The sequence below is a fragment of the Pseudomonas sp. GT1P32 genome (assembly GCF_054897805.1).
Genome location: NZ_CM142704.1, coordinates 595660 through 612190, shown reverse-complemented (window position 1 = coordinate 612190; position 16531 = coordinate 595660). Strand labels below are relative to the sequence as shown.

The 16531-nt window shown below is 57.5% G+C and carries 15 protein-coding genes and 1 tRNA gene; 7 read left to right on the top strand and 9 right to left on the bottom strand.

The genetic code is table 11. The features are described 5' to 3' along the window. Positions 1-173 precede the first annotated feature (173 nt). The 8 genes from ACYZUC_RS02885 to ACYZUC_RS02850 all read right to left on the bottom strand — a co-directional run bounded on the left by ACYZUC_RS02885 (position 174) and on the right by ACYZUC_RS02850 (position 6849). Positions 174-1721, bottom strand: coding sequence for a diguanylate cyclase (locus ACYZUC_RS02885; protein ID WP_461993382.1), 1548 nt, complete (start codon positions 1719-1721; stop codon positions 174-176). 68 nt (positions 1722-1789) lie between these two features. Beyond that, positions 1790-2008: a UTRA domain-containing protein gene (locus tag ACYZUC_RS02880; RefSeq protein ID WP_461996807.1), complete on the bottom strand. Its 219-nt coding sequence runs from the start codon at positions 2006-2008 to the stop codon at positions 1790-1792. A gap of 313 nt (positions 2009-2321) precedes the next feature. Continuing rightward, a tRNA-Gly gene (locus tag ACYZUC_RS02875) sits at positions 2322-2397 on the bottom strand. Between the two features lie 63 nt (positions 2398-2460). Further along, entirely contained in the window at positions 2461-3021 is a 561-nt protein-coding gene (gene pgsA, locus ACYZUC_RS02870) for a CDP-diacylglycerol--glycerol-3-phosphate 3-phosphatidyltransferase (RefSeq protein WP_461993380.1), read from the bottom strand. Positions 3022-3053: 32 nt separating this feature from the next. Next, positions 3054-4877 (bottom strand): excinuclease ABC subunit UvrC, encoded by a 1824-nt coding sequence (gene uvrC, locus ACYZUC_RS02865; RefSeq protein WP_461993378.1) that lies wholly within the window; start codon positions 4875-4877, stop codon positions 3054-3056. A 2-nt stretch (positions 4878-4879) separates the two neighbouring features. Then, a complete protein-coding gene (gacA, locus tag ACYZUC_RS02860; RefSeq protein ID WP_008015884.1) occupies positions 4880-5521 on the bottom strand; it encodes a response regulator transcription factor GacA in 642 nt (213 codons plus the stop codon). A 126-nt stretch (positions 5522-5647) separates the two neighbouring features. Further along, positions 5648-6091, bottom strand: a complete 444-nt coding sequence (locus ACYZUC_RS02855) for a GNAT family N-acetyltransferase (RefSeq protein WP_461993376.1) — start codon at positions 6089-6091, stop codon at positions 5648-5650. Continuing rightward, positions 6091-6849, bottom strand: coding sequence for a carbon-nitrogen hydrolase family protein (locus ACYZUC_RS02850; RefSeq protein WP_461993374.1), 759 nt, complete (start codon positions 6847-6849; stop codon positions 6091-6093). The genes ACYZUC_RS02855 and ACYZUC_RS02850 overlap by 1 nt, the downstream gene beginning before the upstream one ends. 627 nt (positions 6850-7476) lie before the next feature. On the opposite strand from ACYZUC_RS02850, the gene ACYZUC_RS02845 reads away from it, so the two are divergent. Together ACYZUC_RS02845 and ACYZUC_RS02840 are read left to right on the top strand one after the other, a co-directional pair. After that, positions 7477-8553, top strand: a complete 1077-nt coding sequence (locus ACYZUC_RS02845) for a 3-deoxy-7-phosphoheptulonate synthase (protein WP_461993372.1) — start codon at positions 7477-7479, stop codon at positions 8551-8553. Positions 8554-8788: 235 nt separating this feature from the next. Beyond that, a complete protein-coding gene (locus ACYZUC_RS02840) occupies positions 8789-9148 on the top strand; it encodes a hypothetical protein (RefSeq protein ID WP_461993370.1) in 360 nt (119 codons plus the stop codon). Here ACYZUC_RS02840 and ACYZUC_RS02835 read toward each other — a convergent pair. Continuing rightward, positions 9145-10836: a colicin-like pore-forming protein gene (locus tag ACYZUC_RS02835; protein WP_461993368.1), complete on the bottom strand. Its 1692-nt coding sequence runs from the start codon at positions 10834-10836 to the stop codon at positions 9145-9147. The two genes, ACYZUC_RS02840 and ACYZUC_RS02835, sit on opposite strands and share 4 nt — an antisense overlap. Positions 10837-11182: 346 nt before the next feature. Here ACYZUC_RS02835 and ACYZUC_RS02830 point away from each other — a divergent pair, with 346 nt between their 5' ends. The 5 genes from ACYZUC_RS02830 (at position 11183) to ACYZUC_RS02810 (ending at position 16519) form a co-directional block, all read left to right on the top strand. Further along, entirely contained in the window at positions 11183-12064 is an 882-nt protein-coding gene (locus tag ACYZUC_RS02830) for an esterase/lipase family protein (RefSeq protein ID WP_461993366.1), read from the top strand. A gap of 85 nt (positions 12065-12149) precedes the next feature. Further along, positions 12150-12431 (top strand): peptidylprolyl isomerase, encoded by a 282-nt coding sequence (locus tag ACYZUC_RS02825; protein WP_008029538.1) that lies wholly within the window; start codon positions 12150-12152, stop codon positions 12429-12431. Between the two features lie 136 nt (positions 12432-12567). Continuing rightward, positions 12568-14436 (top strand): extracellular solute-binding protein, encoded by a 1869-nt coding sequence (locus tag ACYZUC_RS02820; protein WP_461993364.1) that lies wholly within the window; start codon positions 12568-12570, stop codon positions 14434-14436. Beyond that, on the top strand, positions 14436-15497 hold the full coding sequence (locus ACYZUC_RS02815) for a microcin C ABC transporter permease YejB (protein WP_008029533.1): 1062 nt from the start codon (positions 14436-14438) through the stop codon (positions 15495-15497). Before ACYZUC_RS02820 ends, ACYZUC_RS02815 begins: the two co-directional genes overlap by 1 nt. Next, positions 15497-16519 carry an ABC transporter permease gene (locus tag ACYZUC_RS02810; protein WP_461993362.1) on the top strand — a complete coding sequence of 341 codons (1023 nt, stop codon included), beginning with the start codon at positions 15497-15499 and terminating at the stop codon, positions 16517-16519. The genes ACYZUC_RS02815 and ACYZUC_RS02810 overlap by 1 nt, the downstream gene beginning before the upstream one ends. Positions 16520-16531 lie beyond the last annotated feature (12 nt).

Below are 16531 nucleotides of genomic sequence, written 5' to 3'. Positions count from 1 at the left end.
GTTTATATGAGCCCGTGAGCGACCGATCGTTGCATGCCGAATGCAAACTGCTCAGAGCGTGCCGCCTACGATTCAAGGATCGACGTCGAAACTGCAAGCCAGCTTTTCTTCGTGTAACTGGAGGGTAGTCATTGTGTTGAAAGTGACATCAAATGCCTTGACGACTGTAGTACTCATCTACTCCGATGCACGGCATCAAGTTCGCTCTCCTCCTCGGCCGGTGCCACGCTCACTTGATTTCTACCTTGCGACTTTGCCCTGTAGAGCGCACGGTCAGCCCGATTGATCAAGGCCTTCTCATCATGGTCGCTATCGTGGGAAATATACGTCGCCAGCCCAAGACTGACAGTCACGACCCCGTAAGGGCTGGAAAGGTGCTGAAGTCGCTCGTCGGCGATACCGAGCAAAATCGACTCGGCAACCGACCGTGCTCCCGCCTCGTCCGTGTCAGGCATCACCACGGCGATTTCTTCACCACCATAACGCGCCGCCATGTCACCTGGACGACGCACGCAGCGCTTGATGGACTGACTGATAATGCGAAGGCATTCGTCCCCGGAGAGATGCCCATAGTGATCGTTGTAAAGTTTAAAAAAATCTACATCGACCAGGATGAGCGACAAAGGACTTCCAAGTCGCTTGGCACGCTTGAATTCGACATCCAGAAACTGATCGAGATACCGACGGTTGGCAAGACCGGTGAGTTTGTCCTCGCTGGCGAGAATCTCCAGTGAATGGTTAAGTTCTATCAATACGGCCTGAGCAGTACGCAGCTTTTTCTCGGCCCCGATACGACGACTTATATGAGAGATCAACCTGCGGCCCAGGGCAATCAACAGCCCCAACAGCAACACCACTACTGCGGCATATTGTTTTGTTTGCGTCCACCAGACTTGCATCGCCTCGTTCTGGCCCAATGCTACAGTCGTCACCAAGGGATATTGATCGCTCCTCTTGAACGCATAGATGCGGTGTACTCCATCGACACTTGAAGCAAAGTCCACGGTCCCTGACGACGTGTAACGCAGATGCTCGGAGAATATCGGCGCCCGTGACAAGTCACGACCGATATCCTCCGTACTGAAGGGAAACCGTACCAGAAGACGCCCTTCGGAGGACGTCAGACTGATCGCGCCGAACTGCCCCACGTGAATGGTTCGATACAGTTTGAGAAAGTGCTCCAGGCTGATAGTGACGGCGATCACACCGGCAAAGCTTCCATCCGGATGATCGATACGTCGACTGACCGATATCACCCAGGCGCCGGTGGCGCGACTGAGAATCGCCGGACCGATGAATATGCCGCGATCCGGATTGTCGCGGTGATACTTGAAGAACTCACGATCAGCATTGTTGCTCTGAGGCAAGGCCGGCAGAGTGCTCGAGAACGTCCAGCCCCCACTGGCGTCATACAGCACCACGCTGTTCAATTGTGTGAGCGCATTCATTTCCTGCGCCACCAATAATCTCAAGCGTTCAAGCTGCTGCGGGCCGACCCCGTCCTTTTCGATCCTTTCCGTCAGGCCAAGCAGTATTACTTCACTTTGCTTGAAGGTGCCCTCGGTATAGGTATTGAGGGCGTTGGTCAGGTTCAAGGTGTCGGTTTCGATATCCCTCAAGGTGCTCTGCCGAGCCGTCCATATCTGCCACGCAGTCAATAGCACCACGGATACACACACCAGGGCGGTCAGCAAAGCGGCCAGTCGAAGATCGCGTTTCAAGAGAGTACCGAGGTTGGTAAATACACATTCGTCAAAAGCGTGCGCAGTATAAACGCGTTCGAACCGAACTAATGACGGGAATGAACGGTATTGACCGGACTGTCTGCCAATTTGAACACGACGCGCTGAGGGTGGTTGACCGAAACCAGATACTCCACCGGCTGCCCTTGAGTGTCGAATATCACGCCGCGATAAACCAATGCGGCCGTCCCTGCCTCAACTTCCAGCAAGCGCGCCTCCTGATCGTTCATCGCGGCGTTTTTACGGGTGTGGCAAGCCGGGCACAGTTTTGCGGACTGCCTGTTCAGTGGCGTCGATTATGTCGGTCGAGGTGTGTAACTGGGCTTGTGGCTTTGGCCGTGGTCAAGCCCTGGTCGCCGAACGCGCCCGGCAACTCAAACAAGCCTTGAACATTCAACCCTGAAGCGTGCTGCGGCTTCAGGTAGAAATCGCTGGAAAAAAAAGAGGTCGAGGCCTCTTTCAGCACTGGACGTAAGTGTTACGCACAAAAAAAGAGGCCTTAGCCTCTTTTTCGAAGATGAAATGACAAATCGCGCACAAAAAAAAGCGCCACTCATTGAGTGGCGCTTTTTCTGTATTTGGAGCGGGAAACGAGACTCGAACTCGCGACCCCGACCTTGGCAAGGTCGTGCTCTACCAACTGAGCTATTCCCGCGTCTTGGTGGTGCGCATTCTATAGAATCCAGAAGCTCCGTCAACCCCTTGATTCAAAAAAGTTTTATTTATTTTCCACATCGGTCTTCAGATGCGGCCAGGCAGCCCGCAGGTATTGGACCATGGACCACAATGTCAGGCCCGCAGAGATCATCAGCAAGGCGTAACCCACCAAGACCCAGAACGTGAAGTCCGACGGATTGGCCAGCAGGATCACCAGCGCCAGCATTTGCGCGGCGGTTTTCCATTTGCCCAGGTTCGACACGGCGACGTGAGCACGAGCACCGAGCTCGGCCATCCACTCGCGCAGTGCCGATACCACGATCTCGCGACCGATGATCACGGCAGCCGGCAGCGTGAGCCACAAATTACCGTGTTCCTGCACCAGCAGCACCAGCGCCACGGCGACCATCAGCTTGTCGGCCACCGGATCGAGGAATGCCCCGAACGGCGTGCTTTGCTCCAGGCGGCGAGCCAGGTATCCGTCCAGCCAGTCTGTGGCGGCGGCAAACGCGAAGACCGAAGCGGACGCCAGGTAGCTCCATTGGTAAGGCAGGTAGAACAGTAAAATGAAGATCGGGATAAGCAGGACGCGTAGAACGGTAATCAGATTAGGGATATTCATCGGCACAACTGGCTACGAGGTGAGGGGGCATTCTACTCGCTGTGCAGATTTGCATAAATCAACTCTGCGAGCTTTTTACTGATCCCGGGTGCTTTGGCGATCTCTTCGATGCTGGCACGAGACAGCTCCTGCAATCCACCAAAATGTTTCAACAAATCGCGCCGACGGGTCGGACCCACCCCGGCTACACCCTCAAGCGTAGACGTACGGCGCGTTTTGCCACGACGGGCACGGTGCCCGGTAATTGCAAATCGGTGGGCTTCATCGCGGATCTGCTGGATCAAATGCAGCGCCGGAGAATCGCCGCGCAAGGTAAATTCGTGGGCGGCATCGTTGAGGTACAAGGTTTCGAAGCCGGCCTTGCGCGTCGCACCCTTGGCCACGCCCAGCAGAATCAGGTCGGGCACCGCCAGTTCATTGAGCACATCGCGCGCCATGGACAACTGCCCCTTGCCGCCGTCCACCAGCAGAATGTCCGGCAACTTGCCCTCCCCGTCCTTCAGTTTGCTGAAGCGCCGGGTCAGGGCCTGGTGCATCGCGGCGTAGTCATCGCCGGGCGTGACGCCCTCAATGTTGTAGCGACGGTAATCGGACTTGATCGGGCCTTCAGGGCCGAACACCACGCAGGACGCCACGGTCGCTTCGCCGCTGGAGTGACTGATGTCGTAGCACTCTAGGCGCTGCGGCGGCTCATCCAGTTTCAGCACGTCGGCCAGGGCATCGAAACGTGCCGCAACGTGTTGGCGGTTGGCCAGACGCGCGCCCAGAGCCTGTTCGGCATTGGTCACGGCCAATTGCTGCCAGCGTGCCCGCGTGCCACGAACCCTGTGACTGATGCTCAGCTCACGACCGCGCAGCTCTTCGATGGCCGCGATCAGAGTCGGGAAGTCTTCGTGAACCACGTTGACGATCAGCTCGCTCGGCAAGTCGCGTTCGGGGCTGCTAACGAAGTACTGACCGAGAAACGCGGCCATGACTTCGGAAACGTCTTCCTCAATGCCCACCTGCGGAAAGAAATTCTTGCTCCCCAGCACCCGACCGCCACGCACGCTGATCAGATGGACGCAGGCACCGCCCGGATTGACGAACGCGGCGATGACGTCGACATCACCGGTCCCGCCTTCCATGCTCTGTTGATCCTGGACCCGGCGCAGCAACGAGATCTGGTCGCGGAGTTCGGCGGCACGTTCGAATTCGAGGTTGATCGCCGCCTCTTCCATGCCGGCGGACAATTCATCGGTCAGCGCATTGCTGCGCCCTTCAAGGAACATCACTGAGTGACGAACGTCCTCGGCGTAAACCTCGGGCTCCACCAGCCCCACACACGGCGCCTTGCAGCGTTTGATCTGGTATTGCAGGCATGGGCGGGTGCGGTTCTTGTAGTAGCTGTCTTCGCACTGGCGAACGAAAAAGGTTTTTTGCAGCAGGCTCAGGCTTTCGCGAATCGCCCCGGCGCTGGGATAGGGGCCGAAATATTTGCCCTTGGCCTTTTTCGCCCCACGATGAATGCTCAGGCGTGGGAACGGACCGTCGGAAAGAAACACGTACGGGTAGGATTTGTCGTCGCGCAGCAGAATGTTGTAGGGCGGGCGCCATTCCTTGATCAGCGTCTGCTCAAGCAGCAAGGCTTCGGTTTCATTGGCCGTGATCGTCGTTTCGACCTGGGCGATACGCGCCACCAGCGCAGCGGTCTTGGGCGCGAGGCCGGACTTGCGGAAGTAACTCGACAGACGATTCTTGAGGTTCTTGGCCTTGCCGACGTAGAGCAGGCGTGCCTCGCTGTCGAACATGCGATAGACGCCGGGGCGTCCGCTGACCGTCGACAGGAAAGCACTTGGATCGAAGGTGTCAGTCATTTTCAGAGGCTGGCATCAACCATGCCGTGACGAACTGCCAACAGCGTCAACTCGACATCGCTGCTGATCGAAAGCTTTTCGAAAATTCGGTAACGGTAGGTGTTCACAGTTTTGGGCGACAGGCACAGTTTGTCGGAAATGATCTGGACCTTCTGGCAGCCGACAATCATCAACGCGATCTGGATCTCCCGCTCCGACAGTGCGTCGAAGGGAGAATCGTTGGTCGGCTGAAAGGATTTGATCGCCAGTTGCTGGGCAATCTGCGGGCTGATGTAGCGTTGCCCGGCAAACACCAGGCGGATGGCCTGGACCATTTCCGGCAATCCAGCGCCCTTGGTCAGGTAACCCGCGGCTCCGGCCTGCAACAACCGAGTAGGAAACGGATCTTCCTCACACACGGTGACCGCGACGACTTTGATATCCGGATGACTGCGCAACAATTTGCGCGTGGCTTCAAGACCACCGATACCCGGCATCTTGACGTCCATCAACACCACATCGGGTTTCAATTCACGCGCCTTGAGCAGGGATTCTTCCCCGGACTCAGCCTGGCCGACTACTTGCAGGCCATCGATGTCAGCCAGCATTCGTGTAATGCCTGTACGAACGAGATCATGGTCATCGACTACTAGCACCCTAATCAAGCAGACACCTCGCGATATGGTCTTATTGAGTTGCCGACACCTTAGCAAAAAGCGACTGGCAGACCTAGCGGCAAGCGTCATATAAAAAGTTTCAATACATCTTGAAAGGCTTGTCTTATGCGTGTTTCAGCGATACGAGGCATCGACATCGCGCTGCATTCTCAGGAAACACTCGTCTTTGCCGACCACTGCCAGGCCCTTTCGCTCGTATAACGCTTTCGCCGGATTATTTTCAAAAACCGTCAGGCGCAACGCCGGGCGTCGTTCCTTGCACGCCAGTGCCAATACCTGATCGATCGCCCAGGAACCGGCGCCCTGCCCCCGGAACGCTTCGAGCACGTGTAACTCACGGATGTACAAGGCCCTTGAATCCCGACTCAGGCTTACATAACCCAGCCGTACATCATCGCGGACGATCAGCCAGTTTTCCCGCCCCGCCCAGGCCACATCGAAGGCCTCGTCCTGCCACAGCAGATCGTGCTGAATGTAGTAGCGGAGCATGGTTTTACAGGTCAGTTCACGAGCAAAGTCGAGGTCCTGCGACGTCGCCGGACGTAATTCGAAGCCCATCAGGCCTCCGCGATGGCGATTGTTTGTCCGGTCCAGCCGTCGGCATTCCGGCGGGCAACAACCAGCAAATTGCCGACGCCCGGTGCGGCAGCGATCAGCGAACCGTCCGACGCCCAGATGGCGCTGCGTCCTGCCGACTCCCAGCCCCCCGTCGCACCGCCATGGTTGGCCATCAGCACTACCATCGAGTGCGTGACGGCATAGCCTTGCAACAACGCCGTATCGGGGGCGTAGCCGTTTTCAGTGATCAGCACGCCCGCGGCATACAGGTCGGCACCCTGTTGCGCCGCTGCCGCCGCATGGCTGGCGTGGGAGAAATCGGCGCATACCGCCAGAGCGATCGTGTCGCCGCCGATAGTCAGGGGCGAACCGCCAGTGCCCGGTGCAAACGCTATTTCCTCGCCGGGATGCAGATGCTGCTTGCTGTAGACCCCGAGCGAACCATCGGCGCCCAGTACCAGCGCCCCAATCAACACCGGCGAATGTTCCGACAGACGAATAGGCATCCCGACCACGGTCGTTACACCGACTTCCTGCGCAAAATCGCGCAATGGCTTCAGCATCGCATCCTCCGGCGCAATGGCCAGCTCAGCCGCCAGCCCACGCTCGTACCCGGTCAGCGACAGTTCCGGAAACACCAGCAACTGCACGCCCTGCTCCGCCGCCACCTGCATGAAGCGTTGATGCCACGCAATATTGGCGGCCAGGTCTCCAGCGATAGAGATCGATTGAGCGGCGGCGATGGTCAGCGTCGTCATGGTTCGTCCTTGTGACGTTGTGTTTTTGTTTAAACGGCGAGTGTGTCACAACCGCCGACGCACTCAAGCGATAGAAAATGCCGCGGCTGATCGATAGCAATTTGTGATTGAATCCGTGTACCGGCTTCTAGTAAGCTCGGCGCATCCATCGGAGACAGACCATGTTCAACGCCCTCTCACAGCTTCGTACCGCCAGCGCCCCGCGCTCGGTTGCGGCTGCCCGGGTGAATGTCGTTTGCGCTCCGGTCAGCTTTTATTTTGGGTATTGGTTTAGCCACTGGCGCGCCTGATACCCACACGGCGCCCACTTTAAACGGGTCGCCACCAGAGAATTCTCAACCCCCGGTCGGCCTCCCGACCGGGGGTTTTGTTTTTTCAGCCCCCACACTTTTTAGCAACAACACAGACATTTTGAGGATTCACGACATGAACTACGCCACTTATTACCGTCACGACAGTTTTACCGCCTGGCGATTTAGCAGCCTCCGCTCGGGACAGCCTGCCGCCTCCGATCGGTCACCCACAGGTGGCAAGCACACACACGCAGCCAATCCGGCCAATTGTCGAACACCCCAGTAGGGCCGAGCGTGCGGGAACGAACCCGCCGCCCGCCCAGGAAGCCTGAACATGAACTCGTCCGTCTCTGCTTTGCCACTGTCCACCCTGAGCCCTGCCAATGAAGCGCTGACCCTGCGCCTGCCGAGCTCACTGCAACTCAAACAGCAACTGCCGCTCAGCAACGCCCTGACCCGGCAAGTCGCCGCCCACCGCGATGCGGTCCGCGCGATTCTCAACGGTGAAGACTCCCGTTTGCTGGTCATCGTCGGTCCTTGCTCGATTCACGATCCGCAGTCCGCCCTCGAATACGCCAGTCACCTCGCCCGCCTCGCCGCCGACGTCAGCGATGAAATGCTGCTGGTGATGCGCGCCTACGTCGAAAAACCCCGCACCACCGTCGGTTGGAAAGGCCTGGCCTACGATCCGCACCTGGACGGCAGTGACGACATGGCCGGTGGCCTGACCCTGTCACGGGAACTGATGCGCGAAATGCTTCGACTCGGCCTGCCGATTGCCACCGAACTGCTGCAACCGATGGCCGCCGGATACTTCGACGACCTGCTCAGTTGGGTCGCCATTGGCGCCCGCACCACCGAATCGCAGATCCACCGGGAAATGGCCAGCGGCCTGAACATGCCGGTCGGCTTCAAGAACGGCACCGATGGCGGCGTCGGTGTTGCCAGTGACGCCATGCGCTCGGCCGCTCATCCGCACCGACATTTCGGTGTCGACAGTCAGGGGCATCCCGCAATCATCCAGACTCCCGGCAACCCTGACACTCACCTCGTATTGCGCGGCGGTCATCGCGGCCCGAACTACGACCGCGCCAGCATCGCCCAGGTGAACAGTGATTTGACCAAGCTGAAGATCCCGGCCCGGATGATGGTCGATTGCAGCCACGCCAACAGCGGCAAAGACCCGCTACGTCAACCAGCGGTGTTCAACGATGTGCTTGAGCAGCGCCTGCAAGGTGATCGCTCGCTGATCGGGATGATGATCGAAAGCCATTTGTTCGAGGGTTGCCAGCCGCTGAGTCCGTCGCTTCAGTACGGTGTCTCGGTGACGGATGGCTGCCTTGGCTGGGTGGGGACCGAGGCGTTGTTGCGTTCAGCGGCGGATCGGTTGCGCACGCAACGCAAAATTTGAAATGTTTAGACGCGGTTTTCCGGAGACTTTCAGGGACCGATTGACACGCTGAGGTTTGATCGTGCCCTCAAGTCTGAAATCATGACCGCTGACTGCACAGAGTGCCCGAGCGATGAGTGGCGAGGGCTTCTGAATGATTATGCATGGATGCAAATCAGCAGACTGAAAACAAGCGGCACTGGCTTGATATGAGCCGGTGCTACACCTTCGTCATTCGGTAGTAATGAGGTCAAGGATGGACAAAAAGTATTTCGTGAAAAACTCTCTGACAGGCTTCCTGTTTCTGATTGTAGCCATCGTTGCTTTTTATACGGGTGACGAGTTGTTCTACAAAGATGTTCGGTTGGTCATATTCATGGTGCTCAGCACTCTACTGTATCCACTGTCCAGATATCTGATACAGGCAACTGCCTACAGATTCAAGAGCCCCATCTTCTGGAAAAAAGCATTTCTCCTCCACTATTCGGATATTTCTGGAGTCACTGCATTATTTGCATTTTTTTGCATAGCATTTGCAATCCCTATTGGCAGCATCTACCTGACCTATATGATTTTTAATAGGGGGGCGACTAAAGCGCCCCCCTCCTCGCGTTAAATACTTATGACAAACTCGTTCACCTTGCTAACTAACTCATCATTTATAAGTGAGCTTGTAACCGCCATCAGCAAAGCGAACCCCAGGATTCCCACGGGAGTCAGGACCGTAAAACCAAACATGAACGCTAACAAGCCTGCGACCGCCTGACCTGCGACGACGGTTTCCGCCTTGATAAAAAACGGCTTCCAATCCCCACTTTCCGCTGACTTTTTCGCCTCTATAGTCAGATCGCGGAAATTTATGGCATGACCTGCCAAGCCGAATCCTCTTCCAAATTTTTCCAGAGTCCTTGCCATCATGTCCTTATCCAGCGAGTCGATAGCCCTGACAATCGCTTCTTTATCCTTGACGCCAAACTTCCTGTCCAACACATCTTTATATTGATCAAAGGCTTTAATTGCCTCTTCGGCATTTCGAATTTTCTTTCCTCTGGCGCTTGCAGAAAGCTCCTTTGCGAGCGCTGAAGCTTTCTCACCAAATTTTTCAGTCACTTCCTTGTAAAAGTCCGCCGTGAACTTGATCGCATTCTTAATCTGTTCCGCATCATTCGCACGCTCGACCAGCCCGCCAAACGCATTTGAAGTCGCCGTCAGATGCCGTGCAGATTCAGCCTTCAACAACGCATCGTGGTAACTAAGCCATTTGGTCCCTATCGGGGTATTGTTTTGCAGGTACACCAGCTCATTCAGCGCCTCCAGTTCCGGCTTGCTCAAGGGCGCTTTGATTTTCGGATTGTTCAAGGTGAAATTGATGGTCAGGCCATTAATCCGATAAGGTTCGGTCGGCTGTACGGGCCTCATCGCAGCGATTTTGTTCGCTGCCATGCGCTCCAGTGTCACTTTGTAATGGGTCAGGGTTTGAGTAGGTGTCAGGCCTGCCACCGAACCCGCTGCCGCAATTAATTCCGCCTGTAGAAACGCCGGAAGTTGCTGAGCGTGGATATCCCGTTCCAGACCGATGTCGCCAAGGCGCTGATCCTGCGCAGTCAGCCATACCTCATCATCTAAAGGAATACCCGCCTCTGCTTCATTTCTTTTACTGGCCAGCTCTGCAAGTTTGCCCGCCAGAACATCCACCGAGAGCGAGAGCCTCTTGAGCTCCATTGCCGACTTATAGACATTGTTAAACAGGCCATACAGGTTATAGAGCGCATAGGGATCATGGTAAGGGGAAGTCAGGACCTCACTTATTTTTCGACGCGGTAACACCTCCATCAGAAAGTAAGGACTCTGACCGTAAAGCCCATAGATACCGGGCGCCGTGGAGATGTACTGTGACTTTTTGGAATCGATAAGATCCAGAGCGGCCTTTTGGTCCCTGGCGGCAGACTCAGCGACAGCTAGAATCTGCCCCGCTTTGGCAGCCTTCTTCCTTTCCTCCAGTTCACGTTCGGTATCTGCAAACAGCGTGTTGAATCGTGCGTTGTATTCGTTATCAATCTCTAGCTGGTCGGCGACCTGAACGTTCGCAAACTCGGCCATGACGTTCGGCCCAGGAAGGTCTCGAATACTGCTTGGACCTCCTTGCCCTCTACGCGGCCCTTCCTGAAGCCCCCAACCGCTGTTGTTTCCGATGTAACCGCCACCACCGCCAGCCCCGAATGTCTGCTCGCGATCACCGTTAATGAACGAGGGTTTGATGTTGTACGGCTCCCCGCGAACGAATCCTTCGTCCTTGTCTGACATGTGCAAATTCCCTTTATCTCAGTCCTTTGAAAAGACGCCATCCCACAGGTCGGCATCGAACGAAACCTATTCAATCTCATAAAGGAAATCCGTGATGTCAGGAGAGCGCTTCGAACTGCCCGGCTAAATACGCTCCGCGTGGTAGGTCATTGATCAAAACAACTACGAACCAGATAAAAAGATGTCGAAACATTCCGATTAAGGCCTCGCTCACATGCGAGGTTTCGCACACCACCTATTCCGTTTTCACCCATTCACAGCGGCTTTTTCATACATCGCGCAAACGTCCGAGTGCTTTAGAGTGAGCCCCGGACACACTCACGAACTCCCGCGAAAAGGTATGAACATGCAACGGAATGCAAGCACCCTCCATCCCATCCTGTTGGTCCACGGCCTGTTTGGTTTCGATCGGATCGGCCCTTTCGAGCTGTTCCATGACATCAAGCAAACCCTCAGGAGCTCCGGCGCCAGAGTGTTCATCCCGCACCTGTCGGCTACCCATACCAATGAGGCGCGAGGTGACCAGCTTCTGGCACAGATCGAACGGGTGCTGGAAGGCACCGGTGCAGACAAGGTCAACCTGATCGGGCACAGCCAGGGAGCACTGGCCGCTCGTTATGCCGCAGCGATAGCGCCGCAAATCGTTGCGTCGGTGACCTCGGTCAGCGGGCCCAACCATGGCTCGGAACTGGCGGATTTCCTGCGCAAGGCGCTGACGCCTGGGCAACTGCCGGAGCAGGTCGCCGATACGGTGGCCACGTTGTTCGCGGACTTCCTGTCCTTGTTGAGTGGCGACCGCCACCTGCCGCAAAACGCAATCGCGGCGCTCAATGCCTTGACCACCGAAGGCGTCAGCGCGTTTAACGAGAAGTACCCTCAAGGGCTGCCGAAGACTTGGGGCGGCAAGGGCAGCGAGCGGGTCAACGGCGTTCGCTACTATTCCTGGAGCGGAACCCTGCAGGGCTACCTCCTCGATGAAGGGCTCAACGCGCTTGACCCACTGAATGGGTGCTCCCGTGCTTTTGCCAGGTACTTCACCATCGAGGCCGAACAGAACGACGGCATGGTCGGCCGCTTCAGTTCTCATCTGGGCAAGGTGATCCGCTCCGACTATCCGCTGGATCACCTGGACAGCATCAACCAGACAGTCGGTCGGGTTCGCAAAGACATCGACCCGATTGATCTGTATGTGCAGCACGCCGAACGCCTGCGAAAGGCTGGCCTGTAAGCATTTGAAGGAACTTTGAGAAGAAATGGACCACTGAATCCGGTAGGCTGCGCACTTTACTGAACATTAAAAGGAGTATTTTTCCATGGCTAAAGCCACTGCCCGTCACATCCTGGTTGCCAGCGAAGACAAGTGCAACGAACTCAAAGCCCAAATCGAGGCTGGCGCCGATTTCGCCGAAGTTGCCAAAGCCAACTCCACTTGCCCGTCCAGCCGTCAGGGCGGTGACTTGGGTTCGTTCGGTCCGGGCCAGATGGTCAAGGAATTCGACACCGTGGTCTTCAGCGCACCGATCAACGTCGTGCAAGGCCCGGTCAAGACCCAGTTCGGCTACCACTTGCTCGAAGTGACCAGCCGTCAGGACTGAGTCATTCGCGTAGTTTCAAGCACAACGGCCCGCCTTTTGGTGGGCCGTCGTGTTTCGGGTACGTGATACGACTGGCGAGGGACGCGCCGCTAGCGTACAAATTGCGGTTATCGATCACCCGGCTCTAAGGCTGAAAATGCGACTGGCTTTCCCTGTTTTGTTGTTCACTGCCGTGACCCTGTTGTTGGGCGCCGCCGGTGTGAACGCCGCACCGCAACACGCGCTGACCGTCTACGGCGAACCGGCCAAGTACCCGGCCGGCTTCAGTCATTTTGCCTACACCAATCCGCAAGCCCCCAAGGGCGGCACGATGCGTCGCTCGGCGATCGAGATCGGGCATTTCGACCATGTCCTGCCTTATATAGACAAAGGCATCGGCGTGACGCAGATCGACGGCTTGATCTATTCGCCGCTGGCCCAGCGCTCGCAGGACGAGCCTTACACCGTTTACGGCCTGGTGGCGCAGAAGATGGAGCGTTCGGATGACGGGTTATCGCTGCGCTTCTACCTCAACCCCAAGGCCCGCTTCGCCGACGGCAAGCCGATCACCGCCGAAGACGTGCGCTACACCTTCGACCTGCTGATGACCCAGGGCAGCCTGCGTTATCGCACCCAGTTCGCCGACGTCAAAGGCGTCGAGGTGGAATCCCCGCTGACGGTGCGTTTCGACTTCAAAAGCAACGAAAACCGCACCCTGCCCCTCGACATCGCAACTTTGCCGGTGTTTCCCGAGCACTGGTGGAAAACCCGCGATTTCGCAGGTGGTGGTGGTTACGAGCCCCCACTGGGCAGCGGCCCGTACAAGGTGAGCAAGGTCGACTCCGGACGCAGCATCACCTTCGAACGTAATCCGGACTGGTGGGGCAAGGACCTGCCGGTCAGCCGCGGGCTGTACAACTTCGATCACTTCAGCATCGAGTACTTCGGTGATACCGATGTCGCGCGTCAGGTGCTGCGCGGTGGCGCCTACGACTACAACCGCGAATTCTCCGCCACCGCCTACTCCATCGGTTACGAAAGCCCGGCCCTCAGCGACGGTCGCCTGCAAAAGGCGCACCTGGCCAGAGAAGCGCCGCAACCGGCCCAGGGCTTTGTGTTCAATCTGCAGAACCCGATGTTCCAGGACCGCCGCGTCCGCCAGGCACTGGTGATGCTGTGGGATTTCGAATGGAGCAACCGGCAGATGATGCGAGATATGTATATCCGCCAGCAGAGCTTCTTCTCCAACTCCGCCCTCGCCGCCCGCAGCCTGCCGGATGCCGCTGAACTGGCGATTCTCGAACCGCTGCGCGGGCAGATCCCCGACGAGGTGTTCACCAAAGTCTTCGAAGCGCCGAAAACCGACGGCAGTGGCGTGATCCGTGACAAACAACTGCAAGCGCTGGACTTGCTCGGACAGGCCGGCTGGAAGCCCGATGGCGATCAATTGGTGAATGCCGAGGGCCAATCGCTGAGCTTTACCTTCCTGGTCAGTCAGAACGGGATGGACCGTTTGCTGTTGCCTTACAAGCGCACGCTGAAGCAGATCGGCATCGACCTGAACATCCGCCGCATCGACTCCTCCCAATACGTCAATCGCCTGATGTCCCGGGATTACGACATGATCGTCACCGGCTACCCGGTCACCACGTCGCCGGGCAACGAGTTGAATAACTATTTTGGTTCGGCAGCGGCCAACGATCCGGGCTCCAACAACTACATGGTATTGAAGAACCCGGCGGTCGATACGCTGGTCAACGGCCTGGTCCGCGCCACCACCCAGGCCGACATGTTGCACTACGCCCATGCCCTCGACCGGGTACTGCAATGGAACTATTACTGGATTCCCAACTACTACCCGCCGGGCAGCTCGACCGTGTGGTGGAACCGTTTCGGCATTCCCAGCGTGCAAGCCGCCAATGACGAAGCCATCGAGAGCTGGTGGGAAGTGAGCACCACGCCGCTGACCAACCAACAGATGACCGCCGAACTGATCAAGCGCGGCAAACCCGGAGGGCCGCACTGATGTGGGCTTATATTCTGCGGCGCCTGCTGCTGATCATTCCGACCCTGGTGATCATTCTGCTGGTCAACTTCGTCATCGTTCAGGCCGCACCGGGCGGCCCGGTGGAACAGGCCATCGCGCACCTGCAAGGCATCGGCGGCGCCAGCGTAGGCGGCGGTTCCGGCGAGGTCATGAGCGGCAGTTCGCGAGCCAGTCGCGGCCTCGACCCACAACTGATCAAGGAAATCGAAAAGCAATACGGCTTCGACAAACCGGCCCATGAACGGCTGTGGCTGATGCTCACCAGTTACGCACGACTGGACTTCGGCAAAAGCTTTTTCCGCGGCGCCACGGTCACAGACCTGATCCTCGAAAAAATGCCGGTGACCATTTCCCTCGGGCTCTGGGCCACGCTGATCACCTATCTCGTATCGATCCCGCTGGGCATCCGCAAAGCCGTGCACCACGGCAGCCAATTCGATATCTGGAGCAGCACCGCGATCATCATTGGCTACGCGATGCCGGCGTTCCTGTTTGCGATGTTCCTGATCGTGGTGTTCGCCGGCGGCACGTCGCTGAACTGGTTTCCGGTGCGCGGCCTGGTCTCGGACAATTTCGATTCCCTGTCCACCGTGGGCAAGATCGCCGACTATTTCTGGCATTTGGTGTTGCCGGTCACGGCGCTGGTCATCGGTGGATTTGCCACATTGACCATCCTGACCAAAAACTCCTTCCTCAATGAAATCACCCGCCAGTACGTGGTCACGGCGCGCGCCAAAGGCATGAGCGAACGTCGCGTGCTGTACGGCCACGTGTTCCGCAACGCCATGCTGCTGGTGGTGTCGGGCATTCCTCAGGCGTTCATCAGCGTATTTTTCGCCGGCTCATTGCTGATCGAGGTGATCTTCTCCCTCGATGGCCTGGGCCGCATGAGTTATGAAGCTGCGGTGTCGCGAGATTATCCGGTGGTGTTCGGTTCGCTGTTCATTTTCACGCTGTTCGGCCTCCTGATAAAACTGGTCGGCGACCTGTGCTACACGCTGGTCGACCCGCGTATCGACTTCGCCGCGAGGAATGCCTGATGTTCAAGCTTTCGCCGTTGGCGCGTCGCCGTTTCGACCGATTCAAGAAAAACCGTCGTGGCTGGTGGTCGCTGTGGCTATTTGTCGGCCTGTTTCTGCTGAGCCTCGGCGGCGAACTGATCGCCAATGACAAACCGCTGGTGGTCAGTTATCAGGGCTCGTTGTACTTCCCGGTGCTCAAGCGCTACACCGAGCAGGAGTTCGGCGGGCAACTGCCGTTCCAGGCGGATTACCGCAGTGACTATGTACAGAAGCTGATCAAAAAGGACGGCGGCTGGTTGCTGTTTCCGCCGATCCCGTTCAGCGACGACACGCCCAACTATGACTTGAACAAACCGGCACCGAGCCCACCGTCGAACGTGAATTGGCTGGGCACCGACGACCAGGCTCGCGACGTGTTGGCACGGGTGATTTTCGGCGCGCGGGTGTCGATTCTGTTTGCGCTGATGCTGACCTTTGTCAGTGCACTGATCGGCATCGCCGCCGGCGCGCTGCAAGGCTATTACGGTGGCTGGGTCGACCTGATCGGCCAGCGTTTGCTGGAGGTCTGGTCAGGGCTGCCGGTGCTGTACCTGCTGATCATTCTGTCGGGGTTTGTCGAGCCGAATTTCTGGTGGCTGCTGGGGATCATGGCGTTGTTTTCCTGGCTGGCACTGGTGGACGTGGTGCGTGCCGAGTTCCTGCGCGGGCGCAACCTCGAATACGTCAAGGCTGCGCGGGCACTGGGCCTGACCGACCGCAAAGTCATCGTGCGGCACATCCTGCCTAACGCGATGAACGCGACGCTGAGCTACCTGCCGTTCATTTTGACCGGGGCCATTTCAACGCTTACCGCGCTGGACTTCCTCGGTTTCGGCATGCCGGCCGGCAGTGCCTCGCTGGGCGAGTTGATCGGTCAGGGCAAGCAAAACCTGCAAGCGCCGTGGCTGGGGCTGACTGCGTTTTTCACCCTGGCGCTGATCCTGTCTTTACTGGTGTTTATCGGCGAGGCGTTGCGAGATGCCTTTGACCCTCGATCCTGACGCGGACTGTTG